The following is a 17,097-nucleotide window of genomic DNA, read 5'->3' as shown; positions in this document are numbered from 1 at the left end:
TCAGTGACATTCGGTGATACGGACAGGCAGTTGTGAGAACGCGCTCTTCAATGCCGTTGGTCGTTTTTTTTCCGCTTTTCTGCTGCTGGCCTCCTGCTGAGCCTGGGCATTAACATTCAGCGCCTGACTGAGTGCCTGCCACTGTTGCCAGCGTTCCTGGAGGGCGTTCTGTGGACCGGACTGATAACGCACCATGACTTCCCTGATGCCCAGAACTGCCAGTTGCGCGGATTCATCAGGAAAATCCTCTGCTTTAAAGCGGCGTTGCCCGTCTGAAATATCGTGCAGAAAATCCGGCCAGGCGGCGTCTCCGAAATATTCATAAGTCAGGTCAAAACCGGGGAAATTGATCATCAGTGTGGCGCGGCTACAGTGACCAGGACGCCAGCGGAATGTCGCCTGCTCGCTGAAGTTCATGCTGTTTAGCTTCCACTGCTGCTCATCACAAAACAGCGTCAGGCGGGTGCCCACCGGCATCAGTCGTGCTCCGCCCGGAATGGTGGCTGGCAGGCTTTTGAGGGTCAGTTCCAGCGGTTTAGCTTCCAGTTCCGCCATTTGTGACTCCAGATCGGTTTGTTCATCTTTCAGCGAGGCCAGTGCATCGTCATTGCGGGTATTTTCACGTTCAGGCATCGCCAGCACATCATCCGGACGCAGAACATGATTGACCATTCGCAGAAATTCCGGCGTCAGTCCCGGCGTCTGTCCGTTGAACTCGCCTGCTTTTGGCCCGTTGTCTTCAACCACCAGCACACTTTTTGCCGGCCCGCGAATAAAATCAGACAGGTATTGCCATGCCAAATCCTGTTGCTCCTCATATTCCAGACGGCTGGCGTTATTTTCCATCGGCCATAGCACCCGGCTTTTCCACTGTTGCTCAAGCCAGCAGGCAGAACGCTGCATAGCATGTGCAACCAGCCAGTGTGCATCGTTCTGATAGAGCGTCCAGACCGCGTTGGTGGCAAAATCGTCCCGTTCCGCAGATAAGCTTTTACGCAGCACGTTGAAACGGCTGTCCAGCAGTTGTAAAGGATTGCTGTCTCCCGCCGCACCGGTCTGGAACAACCCGCGGGTCAGGCGATCGCTGCTTTTCGGAGTGGCAAATACATCCGAAACCGCCGCATTCAGGCTGGTTTTCCAGGCACTCCAGTTTTTCACATTGAGATCGGAAAGCACCGGTGTCAGCGTTTTGCTGTCGGTTTTCAGCAACACTGAAATTTTCTTCTGAATGAATTGCTGGATTTTGCTGATATGTGGAACCCGCGCGCCCTGTGCCGACATGGTTTGTAACTGATTCAACCGGCGTAGCTCGCGCAACCACTGCGCGGCATCCTGAGTGCTGATATCCCCGAGTTGTTCATTCACATAACGGGCAAATTTCATCGACGGGCTGTTACCCTGGTCGATTGCAATCAACGCGGTTTGCCACTGTTCACTGGTCAGCACAGGGGCGGCTTGCCGGTTCATCGCCAGCATCAACGTCATCCATTGCGTCTGACGCAGGTCAGGCCAGCGCTGTTCAAAGGCTGCCAGTTCAGGCATCGGAACCTGCTCACCCCCTGCACGGCGGATATCCTCCAGCCAGCCCTGAATTTGCGCAGTGCCCTGCAGGGTCCACAGACCGCTGACCTGCGTTATGTCCTCAGAGGAGGGCAGGAAATCCGTCACACTCACCGGCATCAGATCGTCTGAAGGGGCTATCAGCCATGCCATCTGTGGATCACTGTTGACCAGACGGCCCAGCAATTCACGCAATACCGTCAGTTGCTGGCCCCCTTCCGGCAGCTGTAGCAGCGCCCGTTGCAGCACCACGTCCTGCTGATGTGATAAAGGCACCGTCGCCCCCGTCATGCTGAGCGCCGCCGGAACCGGTGCCTGTTTTATCAGCTCACTGACGGGCTGTTTTTCCCACATGGCCTGTTTGGTGATAAGCGTCCTTGCCAGGTCCAGAATCATTACGCGTTTTTGCTGTGGAACGGCATCTGTAAACTGCCGCTGGTAATTATCGGCTATCTCATTCAGATTCACTTTATCGCGTACAGATGCAGCAAGAATGCTGGCCTCAAGCTGCGCATGACGATGGTTGAGAACGGGGACAAAAGGAAAATATTTCAGCGGATGCGTATGCCAGTTTTCGATGTTCTCAAGCTGCTGAACCTGCGCCGCGACATCCATTTGTGCCGGCGTACCCTCAGTAAGGCAACGGGTGAAATAACCACCAATCAGCAGATAAGTGATCGCCAGCGCACTGAATGTCATCGCGCCCCATTTGTGCAGATAACGACGGCCAAAACCGACAGGTTCAATTTCACGCTGACGGCTGAGTGCTGGCAATAACCGCGTCATCAGGTCATGGATAAAGAAAGCCTGACGTGAAGCACTGTTTTTGCTGACGGGTTCGGTGGCAGTAAACCAGATGCCACCCAGCGCCGCGGGTTGAAAATAAACGTCCGGCTCACACAAGGCGGCCAGGTAACGTTGCAGTGCGGGTTGCAATTGGGGCAGTTGCTCCGGAAAGTCCATCAGCGCCAACGTGTCGCCATCCGGTTCACCGCCGGAAAGCATGCTGACACGGACTTTATCCAGCCCGTCTTTCACACAGGTAAACAGCGGGTCCAGCAAGGCCGGATCTTTCCCATCGACGATAGGGGAATAGCGCCAGTAGTAACCGAGCGGTTGCTCCCGCTGTGCGGCGGAAAGTTTATGGGCCCAGTTGCTGAAACCCGGTACCCGATCACAGCAGGTGATAAACAGGTATACCGGCAGGCGGCGTCTGACTTTACTGACCAGAGGTTCAATCTGCGTACGGATATGCCGCGCATGCAGATGCAGTTCGGCGTCATCTTTTTCGAGCAACTCACTGACCGACACACACACCACGATGCCAGCTGGCGCCGGCAGGCGGGCACACCAGTTCACCAGACGTAACCAGCCTCGCTCGAAGGCTGGCGTTTTACTCAGAAAATGGCTGGAGAGATCGAGAAAACCCACAGAGCGAAAAAACCACCAGCGTAAGGTCCGTGTCGGTACCACCAGGGAGCTTTCAGGCTCATTGGAAAACAGCGGCAATCCTGCACCGGCCATCAGCGTCGTTTTACCGCTTCGTCCACCAGTCAGTACAAACCAGGGGAGCGGTTGTTTGCGTCTTCTGATGCGCTTAATGACTGCGGCACCGGTTTTCCAGTGTTCGAATAAAACATATTCCAGCCGGGTGAGTTTAAATTTTGACTTCAGGGAGGAAATATATTTTATCTGGGCAATACCGGAAACCGAACCCCAGATAAACCGGGAAAATAAAACGACGAGGATCAATATCAGCCAGAGTAGTAATGCATGCAAAAGAGTCTGTCCCAAAGCAACAGACATTACGACGCAAACAATAAATAACAGGCACAGAAATAGTGTCCATGCGACAAAGGAAAGTAATTTTTTAAACATAGTGGTTTACCTGGAAAATATTCCTAAGCCGGTGGACAAAATCACTAAATAGGTGATCACAGGCAGTGTGAGCAACAATCCTTTACGCTGGCGGAGCTTTTTCACTATCGTTTTATTTTTATCATCGCCGCCAGCCTCCTGTTCAACCAGCAAGGCATCGTTTGGCCACTGTCGCCAGGCTTGCGGCAAGCACTGCCGCTCATCTTCGATGCGTTGCTGCAAAAGCTGTGCATCCTGCGCGGTATATTTTCCGTGGAAGCCCATCAGCAGACAAAACAGATACACCATTCTCAGTGGAATATTGTTTTTATCCGTTCCATCCAGCCTTTCGAAAAATGCTTCGCCCCCCACAGAAATATCAAAATAATATTTCTGCAGCAGATTACTTCGCCATTCTTTCACCCAGTCCGCGCGGGATCTTAGTACCCGCTCATCCACCCAAAGCACCACCGCGAAATAAGCATCCTGACATTCTCCGGATTCATGATGACGTTCTGACTCAAGCAGCGCCTGTTGTAATAAGGAAATGCTTTTTTCGCGAAATGCACTGTAATCCGGATATTCCTGCGGATGAATAAAAAATGCCGTCACATAACGAAACAACGGTAAATAACAATTCAGCAAACTCATCATGAGGGCACCACAAATATAATCTGTACCTGAAGATCTTCCGGCATATCAGGCCAGTAGAAGGAAATTTTGCTGTGCTGGCGGGCTTTGTTCCACAATTCACTGTCCTGCTCGACCAGGAAATAATGTGAATCGCTGCGGTTTGGCACACCACGCGGAGGCTGTGGACAATGTATTACCGGAATGCCCGGAAGAGCATGCTGGATCAGCAGTTCAATCATTTTTGGCGAGGCCAGTTTGATACCGCCCGGATTTTTGATCTGACGATTTTCCATCGGCATATTGGCAGAACGTAACAGCAGCAGTACTGATTCGGCATTTTTACTCTGCGCACTGTCAAAGCTGCCGGTGAACACGCCCTGAAGATCGTTTTCCAGCGTGATGTACGTGTTATCTTCAAGTACCAGACTGTTCAGCAGGGTGATCAGCGTCTTACGGGCACTCTCGAAACAATCCAGCAATTGATGATGATTGTAGGTTTGCAGCGAATTTTCGCCGTCATGCCACTCTCCCAGAAAGGAGCAGCTGTCATTGAATGAGGAAAGTTCGCCGACAAGCTGGCATAACATATTGTAGATATGCCACGGATGAACCTGACGCGCCTGACAGAAATTTTTCAGTTGCGGTAGCACCCGGTTAAGGGAGCGCATAGCTAACAATTGTGTTACCTGATCGCCACGGTCGGCATCGCTGACCAGCCGCTCTGAGCGTTTGTATTCTTCAAGCTTTCTGGCCCGCGCACTCAGTTCAAAATAAATAGTGTCTATCAGCTTGCCGAGGCTGAATGATCCAAAAAGCGTCACGGAGGGTGGCGAGAATGTCGGATCGAGGGACACCTTTTCGTTTTCATAACGCAGCCGGGTGAGAGGAATGCATTCGCAATCAACAGCATCATCTTTTTCAACGTCCGTCAGCAATCTGACGTTGTAGCACAGGCGGGCCACTGCAGCGTCCGGCGCATGATCATAGACGTCTTTCATCACCCGCTCTTCGCTGGTATTGATCCAACGCGTGACAGCACGATCATGCTCTCTTTCCAATGTGGTGACATTGCTGTGCAGCGGATCGAAACGGCGCAAAGCCAGCCATAGGGTCAGAGGCTGATCGCGCTGTTTCCAGAAATCACGGAAGTTACGTTGTTCAACGCGGCTATTACCGGGCTGTGACAGCAAGGTACCACCGGGCAAAATACAACGGAACTGCTCGACACTGATGACATAATCGCTCAGTGCTGCTTCATTGATGCTGACCTCAATCAGCCCGTAATTATAAGGCTGCGCCAGACGCAAATGCTCCGCGAGGTTCCATTCATAATGCAGGTCAATTGACTGAAAATGCTGCGGTTGCAGATAAAGCCCGGAATGCCAGTAGATCTGCTGTTGTTCTGGATACATTATTTTTTCTCTCCGGCAACGGGGATATCTGAACTGACAATGCTTTCACTGCCTAAGGTGACGGAGAGCGTGACCGGCGCTAAATGCGCATGCCAGACGGGTTCCCACCAGCCTGTGCTTTCCACATCCACCGGCACCTCTGTGCTGACCATGTGTTTCTTCACCGGAAACGGATAATAGCCCGCAACCAGCGCCACATTGCGGGTATCCCGGGCGCGATCGATATGCAACGTGTTGGTTTGTCCCGGCATCATGACGTAACGATCCACCTGCAAAACATCGCCTTCACTGCCTGCACCGGCAAACAAACTTTTCAGTATTGCAGGGTTATCCAGCATCTTATCCAGCGTCGGTTTATCCTTAGCTTGTAGCAGTAATACCGTACAGCTGTTGGCCATATCATTCAGGCTGTTCAGCCCGGGTTCAGCCCGCAGTTGCAGGGTAATAGCGCCGCTGGCGAAAGGCGCAGCCACTTCGCTGATCGCCTTCTGTTGGCTTTGCCCATCATCTGATGTACAACCTGCCAGCAGCATGACGCCGAGCACCAGCCCGGTCAGTCTCATTTTCCCCCTCATTCTCTGCCGTGCCCTTTCAGTACGTTGTTGATATCACGCATGCTGCTGTCATCCTGCAACATCTCTTCCAGCCATTCGGTCAACGTCATGGCAGCCCAACGCGCCGCTCGCTCCATCAGGAAAGGGACGGGGCTTGACGGTTCGGTCTGACGAAAAAAATGGGCAATGGTCAGCATCTGACTGATGGCCAGATCCCGTGACATCGTTTGTTTCTGAGTGTTATTCATGAGTGAACTGACGCCAGTATTCTGTTCATCTTCTTCCGGCGTTAATACGTTAAGAGTCATCACATCGTCATAAGCCGGTGCTGCACGGTCAAACAGACGTTTCAGATACTCCTGAATTTCAGCGGTTGCGCTGCGCAACTGCCCCATCGCCAGAGAATCTGCCTGCGGATTCAGCTGACCATAGAGGACCTCAAACGTATCCAGCGTGGTCACCAGTCGGGCTAATACCTCGTTTTGCGCGGCGACTTTCTGCGGATCCAGTGTCGCGGCCCAGCGGTTGAAGGTATCCATAGAGAAATCATCGTCACCGCCCCGTTCGGCAGCGCTGTCTGGTTTCATCGTCACCCGGTGTTCATAGGCGAGCACCTTACGCCAGTGATCGAGCGTGCTTTCCGGCTGCCCAAACAGAGGATGACAATGCAGCATCTGCGCCAGCTGACGGTCCACACGATTGAGCATGCCATGACGGATCATCACGCCGTCTTCATCCAGCTCCGGCCAGCCCTTTTGCCAGTAAGTTTGCATAAACGCTATCAGGAAACCGATACCGTCCAGCAAGCCGCTGATCCCATGTTGCTGTCCAAGGCCTTCGGTCAGCCAGCAGGCGACCTGCAAATCCTTGCTTTCTTTCTGTAACACTTGCGAGCTTAAGCGGATGACTTTGCTCCAGTCGGCTTTACGCAATTGAGTAGCCCATTCTCCCTGCGGCAAATAATCAGGATCGCTTTCCCGCGCCTCACGGATTTCGTTATAGATCGGCTCATATTCCATATTGCGGCCAACGGGCTGTTCGTCACTGACCGGGGCGAGCAATGGCTCAAAATTCATTATCATGTCAATACGCTCTAAGAAATCAGGACGGTCGGACAACCCGCAGTAATGGTTCCGCCATGCGCGGTACTGTCACCCATACGCGCTGCAGGTTTATTGCCAATCAGCACTTTCGTGCTGCCCATCACTACCGAATCCGGTGGACCGACGCAGACCGCCATCGATCCCAGGATCGCGGCGGGCATGCCTCCGATAAACACCGTTGGCGTACCGGGTGTGGACACCGGCCCGCCAACGTGTTGGATCGGGGGGAGGCCGGGGGTCACCATCGGGCAAAAATGCATATCACCAACGCGGGCAGCGGGCTTTCCCATCAGTCACCTCCCCGGGTAGCGTGCCACTCAGAAAGTAGATTCTGAGCGCCCTTCAGGGGGGCGTCTTCTCCCGCTATCCCCACACTGAGCAATTTCAGCGCACAATGGAGCATCAGGTGAGATAAATGAGATTCGGGGTACACCGCCTCGAACTCTGCCGGGGTCATGCTGCCTTGCATCCAGAACACGGATAAGCCGAGCGCACCAACCGGGGTATCAAAACCGAGCAGCTCTGCCTGCTGGAAAATACGGAAACGCCGGTCATCCTCAGGCTCTGCCAGCCACTGATGGATTTCACTGGCGCATTGCCGCACCGCAGGTTCCTGAGATTCAGGGCGACTCAGCGCTTGTTGCAGCGTCCACGCCAGCAGTTTCTTCTGTGCAACATCAGCAACCACGCTTGCCAGCGCATCTTCCCAACGGCCTGCCATCATCAGCTGCGCGGCATTTTCTGCACCGTTTTGCAGCGGGTTGTAAGCAGCAAGCGCTTCCGGCGTGAGCAATTTTTCTTTCATGTTATTCATTTCCTCAGCCAATTTTCGTCACGCCGCCCTTGATCTGGGTCATACCACTCCCCTGAACAGTGACCATCGCGCCTTTAAGTTCTGCCGTCCCCTTCCCTTCAATGTTGATCGTGGTGCCGCTCAGCGTAATGCCGGAAGGAGAAAGGGTGATTTTGCTGCTACCGACTTTTAATTCGATAGACTGGGTGGATTCAATGACGCAAGCTTTGTCCGCTTTGACCGTACTGCCACCGCCACTGATTTTTAGCTGATGGTTACCACTGGTCAGGCTTTCCTGCAGATTGCCTTTAATGTCCAGGGCATAATCACCCTGTTTAAGCGTCAGGCTTTCATTACCTTTGGTTAACTCGGTCGTACGGTTCTCACCAATGGTTTTGGTGACGTTTTTGGTAATACGCGTGGTGACGTCGTTTTTCACCGTCAGCAGCAAATCTTTTTGTGAGGTCATGATCAGACGCTCTTCGCCTTTTTTATCGTCGAAACGCAATTGATGCCCTTCTTCAACATTACCGTTGAGGGAACTGCGTGAAACGAATCCGGCATGATTTTTCTCCTCAGGCAGGCTCAGCGGGGGTTTATTCTGTCCGTTGTATACTGAGCCGGTCACCAGGGGATAATCAGGGTTGCCATGCACAAAGCTGACGGTAACCTCACTGTTGACGCGAGGCAGGAACATGGCACCAAATCGCCCGCCTGCCCACGGCTGTGAAACCCGCACCCAGCAGGAACTGCCATCGTCATGTTTGTTTTCACGATCCCACGGGAACTGAATTTTAATGCGGCCATATTCATCCGTGTGAACCTCTTCTGATTCAGGCCCGACCACGATGGCAGTCAGAATGCCGGCGATTTCAGGTTTTCTGGTGAGGCACGGCGGACGCCAGGAAAGGTTGTCCTTCAGTACCGTGAGCGTGTAGCCAAAATCAGGTTGCCCGTCATCAATGTTGCTCGATGCATGCATATGAACCGATTTGATAAGGTAGTGTCCCTGACAAGAAGGATGTCCGCTCAGAAGGAATTTATCGCCGCAACTTAACCACCACACGCTGGCCTCGGCGTGGAATTGTTGGTTATCTGCCTCGAGTTGCTCCATCTTCAGCCGGGCTTCTGATTGCAGTAATTCGCGTTTTTCATGACCATGTGCATCAACATAGCTGACACCCGGCACGGAATATTCCGCCGCCGTGGCTTTCGATTCACCTTCAACACGGGTCGCCTGCACCATGTTAAAACCATTGAGCATCACGGAAGAGGCCGCCAGTGAAGAACATGCCACCCAGTTCAGGATACCCACGCCATTGCCTCGCCCTTGCAGTGGCATAAAGGGCAATTCTGCCGTTTTGCCCGACTGATGGCTGGACGGATGATCCGCCAGTACCAGGGTGTGCTGCCCTGCATCATGCTGGAAGAAGTAATAGATGCCTTCCTGTTCGAGAAGACGGCTGATGAAGTCGAAATCGGATTCTCGATATTGGATGCAGTATTCGCGCGGCTGGTAAGTCTCCCGCAGGCGTAAATCAATGTGGCTGATGTTGTGCTGGCGCAGCAGTTTGCAGACTAAATCCGGTACGGTAATATTCTGGAAAACTGCCAGATTACGCCCGAGACGCAGTAACGCCATACGCGGTTCCAGCGTACCGATGAAGGTGCTGATGCCATCAACATTATTGTCTTCTTTAATCTGTGTCAGCACACCGTGCACGTAGCGCTTTTGGTTACCACGGCCAATCTCACAGGCCATTTCATGCCCCAAAAAACGTCCCATCTGCGGGGTGATTAACGACGTGCGAAACTGAATCTGATAACTGAAGGTCTCGGAGAACTGTTCATCACCTTCGATATGCATCAGAGCCAGTGAACTGGCGGTATCGCCAATGAAACGGATAAACCGGTTGTCTTGCCCTAGTGTTTTCGACATTTTTATTTTCCTTCCCGGAAGACGGGTAAACGAATTTTATGCTGGTCTGTGTCCCCGGAAGGCCCGAGACAAATATCCAGCCCGAGTTGCCCGTTTCCCAGCAGGGTAGCGACGTTCGTTGTATTTTCGATCAGCAGCTCAATATCAAAATCCAGACCTTGGCCCACGTATTCACGCAAATGTGACCACAGATTTTGATAGTGCTTTCCCTTAGGCAAAAAAAGGCCGGCGTTCTTCATCGGCACCGGTCCGAGCGTCACCGTAAAATGTGATTGCCGGTCCCAATACACGCTGCCGATCATAGGGGCAACGGCCAGCGTTTGTGACGGTTCTCCCAGCCGGCAACACAGGCTGGGATCCATAACCTGCCATCCGCCGGTGAAAGGCGTGACTTTCGCCGCCACGGAAAAACGGTGTTTTAACCAGGTTTCAACGTTGAGCATTGAGCGCACTGAATGTGCAAATAAATCAGCAAACTGCTCCTGTTGCAGGGAAGGTGTGCTGTTTGCCACGCCCGATAATGCACGGATGGCCTGACTCAGTGGCCGTGTTGCACTGAATTCCGCCATGGCGTAATAATGATATTTCTGCCAGGCGAGGTAGCGCAGGCTGTGCAGCCGGTGGTTAAAAATGTCCAGAAAAGCTTTGGCCGTTTTGTCCCCATGGCGGTAATAGCGGTCAATCATCCACTCGGTGTAAACCGTCGGTAACGCGCCCAGTGCCCCCGTCAGCCCGTGAGCCGCCACTTCCACTTGCCAGCGCTGCTGCTCAAGCGGGGTGACTGACGTAATATCGCCTTTCGGCGCATCCAGCGAGAGCGGGGAAATGAAATAAATCTGCTCTTCCAGAACCCGTTTGCTGTCTTCTCCCTGTGCTCTGGTCAGCTTGCGTAACAACAGACGCACCTGTTGGAAAAAGTTATGTGGACTGAGGATATTGCTTAGATCCATGACAGCCTTCCTGCACGCACAGGCCATGTCCGTGCAATGTCCCCCGGTGAGTCAATGCAGGTGACTACCCGGGTGAAACTGTTGACCGGTGCATACAACGCCAGAAAACAATCGATAAAGCGACACAGGAGAAAATACTCAACTTCTTCGGCCGCTTCGCTGGCAAAGGTAATACGGATCTCTATTCCCCGTGCCATGGAACGGGGATCCGAAGGCGCCAGCCGGGTAATGACCGGGGTAGTCTCAACATGCAGGATCAGGTTGATCAGGCGGGTAATGCCCGGATTATCGACAAAGTTGTACAGCGCCAGTGATTCCCTGAGTACACGGGCACCTTCGGGTCCACTGATCAGCATATGGTTGAGTGAAAGCTGAGAAATCAAACGCCAGCGCGTAGCTTGTTTCGCCGGCGGCCTGACCGGCAGCGTCGGGCGTGTCAGCGCAATAATTTTCATGCCTGCAATCGGCAGTTCTGATTCGAAATCCCCCTCAGGATCGCCGTTGCGCATGGCACCGGGAATATCGCGATTGGTGCAGGTCAGGTTCATGCTGACAATGTCGCAGCCGGGCGCTAACGGACGTTCTCCCCGGTCAGAAAAAGCGATAAATAGCGAGGTCGTGACGCCATCATTGTGCATGGTTTCACGTCGCATACATTGCCAGAACAAGCCGGTTTCACCGTCACTGGCTGAATGGTCTAAACCAAACAATGGATAGATGGGCCGGGACTGTGTTTCATTACCCTGCTTGCGCATTGCCGACACGCTGTCTACAGACCAGACTTCCATCGCATCCTGATGACGAATATCAGGGATAACCGGATATTCTGCCGTTTCGTGATCGGGCGAAATCGGCTCGGCCCGGTGGGCGAAAAGATTGACAACAGGCGTACAGTTGAGCAGAAACAGGCTTTCATTCACCGCACCGGCTATTTTTTCCAGCTGGCGCGCTATCATGCAGCGGTTAAATTTCACCACCAGTGAAAGCTCGCTCTGACTGCCCGCCACCATGCCAGCGGGCAACGGCATATCAATAAAATGAAATTTTTGCGGGAAGAAAAAATAGTCCTGTAACAGGCTGTGAGTGGGTGAAACCCGTGAATCGCCTGCAAGCAGACCTTCATTTTCACCGAAACCCACGGCACGAATAGCGTGCGGTGACAGCGTATAACTCTCCCCCTGCTGGAAAAGTGTCAGTGACTCAACTTCACTGCACAACAAGGTATAAAGGATATTTACGATTCGGCTGGCACCACTGAGATGTAACCTCAGAGAATCTGCCGACACTGTGGCACCCGGCCAGACTGACAACTGAATTTTCAGACCCCAGCTCATGTCATCGGCATCCAGATGCAGACTGACTTTATGCAGGCTGACAGGCTGAAGGGTAACCGGATACGTGGTGCGGAAATGGCAAACTTGCCCGTTCACCGGACGGGAATATAATGTCGTTCCGGCATCGATGCGGTTACTGGCTGTCAGCGCGCTGATTTTACTGTCCGGCTGCATCTGTACAACGCAAACCGAGGGAAAAGGACGCAGAAATTGCGGAGCCAATACCGTCAGTAACGCATCAGTTACTTCCGGCATATCCTCATCGAGACGTTGCTGAATCTGTGCGGTGACCAGCGCAAAGGACTCAATAATTCGTTCAATATGCGGATCTTCTGATGTGCCTTCTGACATTCCTAAGCGCCTGGCGACTTTTGGAAAATGACGGGCGAACGCCTTTCCCTGCGTTTTGAGGTAAGCGAGTTCATTCTGATAATAAGAAATTAATTTTTTCGCCAACATTATGAATACTCGTTAATCACGCAGAGAGAATTGACTGATGACATCGTCCCACACCAGACGATAGCGAACCTCACCATTGAATGTTTCAGCATCAATAATGAATGAACAAAGACTTCCCTTTTCTTCCCCGGGTGTCACGCAGACATTTTTCAATCTTGGTTCAAAGCGCCGTAATGCCATTTCGATACGTGATTGCATAATGGCATTACGCTCAAGACGGGGCGTATCACTGGAAAAAGCGTCATTGACTCCATAATTAAGGATCGATTCATTAATCAGTGGAGTATTATCAATGTGATAACATCGGGGGCGCGAAGATAAAAGCAACAATATCTCATCAATGAGTACGCTGTTTTTGTCTTCTACCTCAGTCAGGTCATTATGATCTTTTGGGTTATTGTCAGATAATAGCTGTAATAAGCTTTTCATCAATAAGCCTTAATCCAGTGCACGCCTGCGGTGTGCACTGTTGTTTTAAAAATTACAGTTTGGTATTTTCAATCACGCTCCAACCCATAGGACCTTGTTTGCTGGTTTTGCCATCTGGCTCAACCATATTGGTTTCAAATGACATCGCACCATACACAAAGCTCAGATTTTCACACGGTATATCCCCGGCTGAATAAGCATTGAAATTGTAGCTACTCAGTACACAGTTTTTATAGATCAGTTTGGCAGCTTCAACCGGCTTAGAACCCTGCATGGATACCTTAACCAGGGTAATTTCACTAATATTGCTGCCTTCCGCCACCATAACGGTTAACTGAGTAGACGTCGAATCCATTACTTTTGAAAATAAGATTGAATCAAAACGCGCACCAGCGCCGTTTACCTGCTCGCTGGCATTATCAATGTTAGGCGTGCTGGAAACACCGAAAGTCATATTTTCAATGGAGATCCAACCTTCATAACCTTTATTACTTACTGTGCCTTTGATACCTTCAATTTTCATAAAAAGCGATTCAGTAGCCATTATATATCCTTATTTTTACGATTAAGTATTTATGCACCCGTTGATGCAGGAAGTTCCGCTACCAGACGCAGCGACATGCTGAGCCCTTCAAGCTGGAAATGCGGTTTTAAATACGCCACGGCGCGATAACTGCCCGGAGAACCTGGTACATCAACAACTTCGACCACAGCCTCACGTAACGGATGGCTTGCTTTAATCGTTGGTCCCACATTATCTGAACCCACAACATATTGGTTGATCCAGTTTTGCAGGAAATTCTGGCATTCAGATTTGGACATAAAGCTGCCCACTTTATCGCGCACGATGGATTTTAAATAATGAGCAAAGCGCGACGTTGTCATAATATATTGCAACTGACTTGACAATTTGGCGTTGGCATTCGCCAGTTCAGAATCATATTTACGCGGTTTATTAGCGGATTGCACAGCGAAGAACGCCGCATAATCTGTACCTTTGCAATAAATGAGGGGAATAAAACCCAGCTCAGCTAATTCTTTTTCGCGGCGGTCAGAAATCGCCACTTCTGTCGGGCATTGCATGATTTTTTCGCCGGTCTGCGAAATATAGTTATAAGCTGGCAGTGATTTCACCAAACCGCCGCCTTCAACACCGCGGATTGCAGCACACCAGCCGTATTCTTCAAATGCCTCGACCATACGGCCGGCCAAATCATAAGCCGCGTTTACCCACAAATAGCTGGCGCCATCATTATTTTCGTCAATTTTTTCTTCAAAATTAAACGCATCTATGGATACAGTTTTTGCCCCATAAGGCAGACGACCAATGACGCGTGGCAGCGTTAAGCCAACATAACGTGAATCGTCACTCTGGCGGAAGGATTTCCAGCGGGCATAGTCAGAGGTTTCGAACAATTTACTCAGGTCACGCGGACGCGGCATTTCCGAGAAGGAACCCATAGCAAACATGCCAGGATTCGCGGCACTGAGGAATGGTGCGTGAGCAGCAGCAGCCACATGCGAAATCTGCTCCAACAGCTGGACATCTTCCGGCATGCAGTCGAATTCAAAATCGCCCACAAACGCTGAATAAGGATCACCGCCAAAGGTACCGTATTCGCTTTCATAAATACTTTTGAATAATGAGGACTGATCGAAGTCGGAAGCAGATTTAAAATCACGCAGTAACTCTTTCTTCGTGCAGTTAAAGACCCGCACTTTGGTATTTTCCGTGACACTGCTTTGCACAAGTTTATGCAGCCCACGCCAGGAAGATTCCATACGTTGGAATTCAGGAGCCTGAATAATTTTACTGACCTGGGAAGACAGCAATTCATCGATGGCGGCAATACGGGCTTCGATGCTACCGACCAAATCATTGGAAACAATGACCGCCCCTGATGCCACCTCTGTAAGAAGATTATCCAGCTGACTTTTTACTTTATTCCGATCGGATTCCCGGCGGATAGCCTGAGTATTATCGATAATCTGATCAAGATAATCACCGGACTGCTCAGCCTGAGCTGTGGCATTCATGACCTGGATATCACTCATTCTGCATCTCCTTTAACAGGTTCTGCGTCTTTCGCCATCCCCTCTAATAACTCCACCAACTGTTCTTTCAGGCGATCATTGCTGGCAGTTCTGTTGCGCAAATCACTCAGTTGCTCACGCAATTCAAGAAGTTTGCGCAACGGTTCAACCTGCATCACCACGTTTTCAGGAGAGAAGTCATCCATAGAGTTGAATTCCAGCGCAATAGCCATCTGGCCTTCTTTTTCGGGTAAAGTACTTTCAACCAGCATTTCCACCGCCGGTTTCATTCCTTCCATAACATTATTAAAGTTGTCTTTATCAATGTGCGTGAAACGGCGGTCGCGCAGAGGCATGTCATCATTAGCAAAATTCCCGATAACCCCCATGACCAGAGGTAATTCTTTTTTCGCTTCAGCACCGCCAACTTCCACGTCGTACGTAATTTGAACGCGAGGGGGACGCGCCTTGCTCAGTTTATATTGTGTATTGCTCACGGATAAATCACCATAATGTTGAAAGAGAGAGTTAATATGGGCGTGATAATAAACAGTAATTATTGGATTTCACATGGCCGATTGCTTACTAATACATTCACTTTTGCTAAAGCTTTTTATTTTCACTTTAAAAAACAAACAAATACAGCATAGCATTCATTATTTTCATAAGGGTAATAAAAGAGTTTCACGGTATTTTATTTTGGTAAATATAAAAATGAATACACGTTTTTTTTTATAAAAACAAAAAAAATCGTCAAATATTAAATGATAATCATTGTTACATTTCATTTTTTTACATTGCCTGTTAAAAATACATTCTTAAACAAAGCGTATGTAGGATGAACTGTAGAGATAATTGATTTCAATCCATACGAGGGATCCGAAACCTCACAGCCAGTGCCTTTACAGACCTGGGCTTATCCCTCTGCACAGAGGCAGATATGGATAAATTTCTGTATTGATCAGCCAGATAGTGTTTTGTAGCTGGCAGGTATAAGCAGCATATGCTCAGCGCCAGTGCCGTTTATACCCCCCGCACTTGGGGAGAGCTGAATGATTTTATGAACACCCGGTGTTACGGCTGATGACAGTGAACCTGAACTCTTTCAGTCATTTTCCAGTGCTGAGTAGCCGCCGGTGAAGTTCAGCGTGGTGACTTTTATTTCTTTCATATCATGAGTCAGTCAGATTCTTTGTATAAACCCCACTCATTCTGTATTGTTATGATGATTGATGTTTTTGCTACTTCGCGTTGCCATTTTCATCAGTTTGCGGTTATTTCAATCAAATATAGCCTATGCTAACTTTCTTAACCAAGACTATAACACATTGAAAATAAAGGTTTTTCTATTTTTAGTTTTGTGGCAAACTGCGCATCTCAACGAATAACCCGCCTTTTTTGTTCCCGAAGGCCTGACTGGTCCGTTTTATGCAACTTTATACCATTCTCATTCTGGCGTTCGGTATGTCCATGGATGCCTTCGCTGCGGCAATTGGCAAAGGTGCCTCTCTGCACCGGCCACCGCTGAAAGAGGCATTACGCACCGGGCTTATTTTTGGCGTGATTGAAGCCATCACCCCGGTGATCGGATGGGGAATCGGTCTGGCGGCCAGTCAGTTTATTATGAGTTGGGATCACTGGGTCGCATTCACCCTGTTGCTGATCCTCGGTATCCGTATGATTGTGGAAGCCTTCAGGAAAGATAAAGCGGTAGAAGATACACTGGCACCGCGCCGTCATGGTTTCTGGCTGCTGGTCACGACAGCCGTCGCAACCAGTCTGGATGCCATGGCCGTCGGAGTCGGTCTGGCTTTCCTTCAGGTGAATATTCTGGTGATGGCACTGACTATCGGTGCCGCCACCACTATTATGGCAACATCCGGTATGCTGCTTGGCCGGTTCCTCGGTGCCGCAATGGGTAAATGGGCCGAAATTCTGGGTGGCGTGGTGCTGATCGGTATCGGTACATCCATTCTTGTGGAGCATCTTGGCCTGCTGGGCTGAGATTTTCAGACATAAAAAAGAGGATTTTGTATCCTC

Annotated in this window: 15 protein-coding genes; 1 reads left to right on the top strand and 14 read right to left on the bottom strand. The window is 50.5% G+C overall.

Annotation, left to right across the window (positions count from 1 at the left end; translation table 11 throughout):
- From EVX52_RS07255 to tssB, 14 genes are read right to left on the bottom strand one after another with little or no spacing between them, the layout of a single operon-like run.
- Entirely contained in the window at positions 1–3,438 is a 3,438-nt protein-coding gene (locus tag EVX52_RS07255; protein ID WP_129953632.1) for a type VI secretion system protein, read from the bottom strand.
- A gap of 6 nt (positions 3,439–3,444) precedes the next feature.
- Positions 3,445–4,071, bottom strand: a complete 627-nt coding sequence (locus EVX52_RS07250) for a DotU family type IV/VI secretion system protein (RefSeq protein WP_129953633.1) — start codon at positions 4,069–4,071, stop codon at positions 3,445–3,447.
- Positions 4,068–5,462: a type VI secretion system baseplate subunit TssK gene (tssK, locus tag EVX52_RS07245; protein ID WP_129953634.1), complete on the bottom strand. Its 1,395-nt coding sequence runs from the start codon at positions 5,460–5,462 to the stop codon at positions 4,068–4,070. Before tssK ends, EVX52_RS07250 begins: the two co-directional genes overlap by 4 nt.
- A complete protein-coding gene (locus tag EVX52_RS07240; protein WP_240782851.1) occupies positions 5,462–6,025 on the bottom strand; it encodes a type VI secretion lipoprotein TssJ in 564 nt (187 codons plus the stop codon). Before EVX52_RS07240 ends, tssK begins: the two co-directional genes overlap by 1 nt.
- An 8-nt stretch (positions 6,026–6,033) precedes the next feature.
- A complete protein-coding gene (gene tssA / locus EVX52_RS07235) occupies positions 6,034–7,098 on the bottom strand; it encodes a type VI secretion system protein TssA (RefSeq protein WP_129953636.1) in 1,065 nt (354 codons plus the stop codon).
- 11 nt (positions 7,099–7,109) lie between these two features.
- Positions 7,110–7,409 carry a PAAR domain-containing protein gene (locus EVX52_RS07230; protein WP_129953637.1) on the bottom strand — a complete coding sequence of 100 codons (300 nt, stop codon included), beginning with the start codon at positions 7,407–7,409 and terminating at the stop codon, positions 7,110–7,112.
- Complete coding sequence (locus EVX52_RS07225; protein WP_129953638.1) at positions 7,409–7,924, bottom strand: hypothetical protein; 516 nt, start codon at positions 7,922–7,924, stop codon at positions 7,409–7,411. The genes EVX52_RS07230 and EVX52_RS07225 overlap by 1 nt, the downstream gene beginning before the upstream one ends.
- 13 nt (positions 7,925–7,937) lie before the next feature.
- The gene (locus tag EVX52_RS07220) at positions 7,938–9,851 is read right to left on the bottom strand and encodes a type VI secretion system Vgr family protein (RefSeq protein WP_129990976.1); all 1,914 of its coding nucleotides are present in this window, start codon (positions 9,849–9,851) and stop codon (positions 7,938–7,940) included.
- A 2-nt stretch (positions 9,852–9,853) separates the two neighbouring features.
- Entirely contained in the window at positions 9,854–10,801 is a 948-nt protein-coding gene (tssG, locus tag EVX52_RS07215; RefSeq protein WP_129953640.1) for a type VI secretion system baseplate subunit TssG, read from the bottom strand.
- Positions 10,792–12,594, bottom strand: a complete 1,803-nt coding sequence (gene tssF / locus EVX52_RS07210) for a type VI secretion system baseplate subunit TssF (protein ID WP_129990975.1) — start codon at positions 12,592–12,594, stop codon at positions 10,792–10,794. The genes tssG and tssF overlap by 10 nt, the downstream gene beginning before the upstream one ends.
- A 12-nt stretch (positions 12,595–12,606) precedes the next feature.
- Entirely contained in the window at positions 12,607–13,023 is a 417-nt protein-coding gene (locus EVX52_RS07205; RefSeq protein ID WP_129990974.1) for a GPW/gp25 family protein, read from the bottom strand.
- 52 nt (positions 13,024–13,075) lie between these two features.
- Positions 13,076–13,567, bottom strand: a complete 492-nt coding sequence (locus EVX52_RS07200; RefSeq protein ID WP_129990973.1) for a type VI secretion system tube protein Hcp — start codon at positions 13,565–13,567, stop codon at positions 13,076–13,078.
- A gap of 29 nt (positions 13,568–13,596) precedes the next feature.
- On the bottom strand, positions 13,597–15,078 hold the full coding sequence (tssC, locus tag EVX52_RS07195; protein WP_129953644.1) for a type VI secretion system contractile sheath large subunit: 1,482 nt from the start codon (positions 15,076–15,078) through the stop codon (positions 13,597–13,599).
- A complete protein-coding gene (tssB, locus tag EVX52_RS07190; RefSeq protein WP_129953645.1) occupies positions 15,075–15,554 on the bottom strand; it encodes a type VI secretion system contractile sheath small subunit in 480 nt (159 codons plus the stop codon). The genes tssC and tssB overlap by 4 nt, the downstream gene beginning before the upstream one ends.
- A 931-nt stretch (positions 15,555–16,485) precedes the next feature.
- Here tssB and mntP point away from each other — a divergent pair.
- Complete coding sequence (gene mntP, locus EVX52_RS07185) at positions 16,486–17,061, top strand: manganese efflux pump MntP (RefSeq protein ID WP_129953646.1); 576 nt, start codon at positions 16,486–16,488, stop codon at positions 17,059–17,061.
- Positions 17,062–17,097 lie beyond the last annotated feature (36 nt).

This window comes from Rahnella sp. CFA14(1/10), from assembly GCF_004195095.1.
Classification (GTDB): Bacteria; Pseudomonadota; Gammaproteobacteria; order Enterobacterales; family Enterobacteriaceae; genus Rahnella; species Rahnella perminowiae.
The sequence above is the reverse complement of the archived record's forward strand: the minus strand, read 5'-3'. Positions and strand labels throughout refer to the sequence as shown.

Coding starts and splice junctions, on each gene's coding strand:
- EVX52_RS07255 (WP_129953632.1), bottom strand. CDS start 3,438: ATGTTTAAAAAATTACTTTCCTTTGTCGCATGGACACTATTTCTGTGC.
- EVX52_RS07250 (WP_129953633.1), bottom strand. CDS start 4,071: ATGATGAGTTTGCTGAATTGTTATTTACCGTTGTTTCGTTATGTGACG.
- tssK (WP_129953634.1), bottom strand. CDS start 5,462: ATGTATCCAGAACAACAGCAGATCTACTGGCATTCCGGGCTTTATCTG.
- EVX52_RS07240 (WP_240782851.1), bottom strand. CDS start 6,025: ATGAGACTGACCGGGCTGGTGCTCGGCGTCATGCTGCTGGCAGGTTGT.
- tssA (WP_129953636.1), bottom strand. CDS start 7,098: ATGATAATGAATTTTGAGCCATTGCTCGCCCCGGTCAGTGACGAACAG.
- EVX52_RS07230 (WP_129953637.1), bottom strand. CDS start 7,409: ATGGGAAAGCCCGCTGCCCGCGTTGGTGATATGCATTTTTGCCCGATG.
- EVX52_RS07225 (WP_129953638.1), bottom strand. CDS start 7,924: ATGAAAGAAAAATTGCTCACGCCGGAAGCGCTTGCTGCTTACAACCCG.
- EVX52_RS07220 (WP_129990976.1), bottom strand. CDS start 9,851: ATGTCGAAAACACTAGGGCAAGACAACCGGTTTATCCGTTTCATTGGC.
- tssG (WP_129953640.1), bottom strand. CDS start 10,801: ATGGATCTAAGCAATATCCTCAGTCCACATAACTTTTTCCAACAGGTG.
- tssF (WP_129990975.1), bottom strand. CDS start 12,594: ATGTTGGCGAAAAAATTAATTTCTTATTATCAGAATGAACTCGCTTAC.
- EVX52_RS07205 (WP_129990974.1), bottom strand. CDS start 13,023: ATGAAAAGCTTATTACAGCTATTATCTGACAATAACCCAAAAGATCAT.
- EVX52_RS07200 (WP_129990973.1), bottom strand. CDS start 13,567: ATGGCTACTGAATCGCTTTTTATGAAAATTGAAGGTATCAAAGGCACA.
- tssC (WP_129953644.1), bottom strand. CDS start 15,078: ATGAGTGATATCCAGGTCATGAATGCCACAGCTCAGGCTGAGCAGTCC.
- mntP (WP_129953646.1), top strand. CDS start 16,486: ATGCAACTTTATACCATTCTCATTCTGGCGTTCGGTATGTCCATGGAT.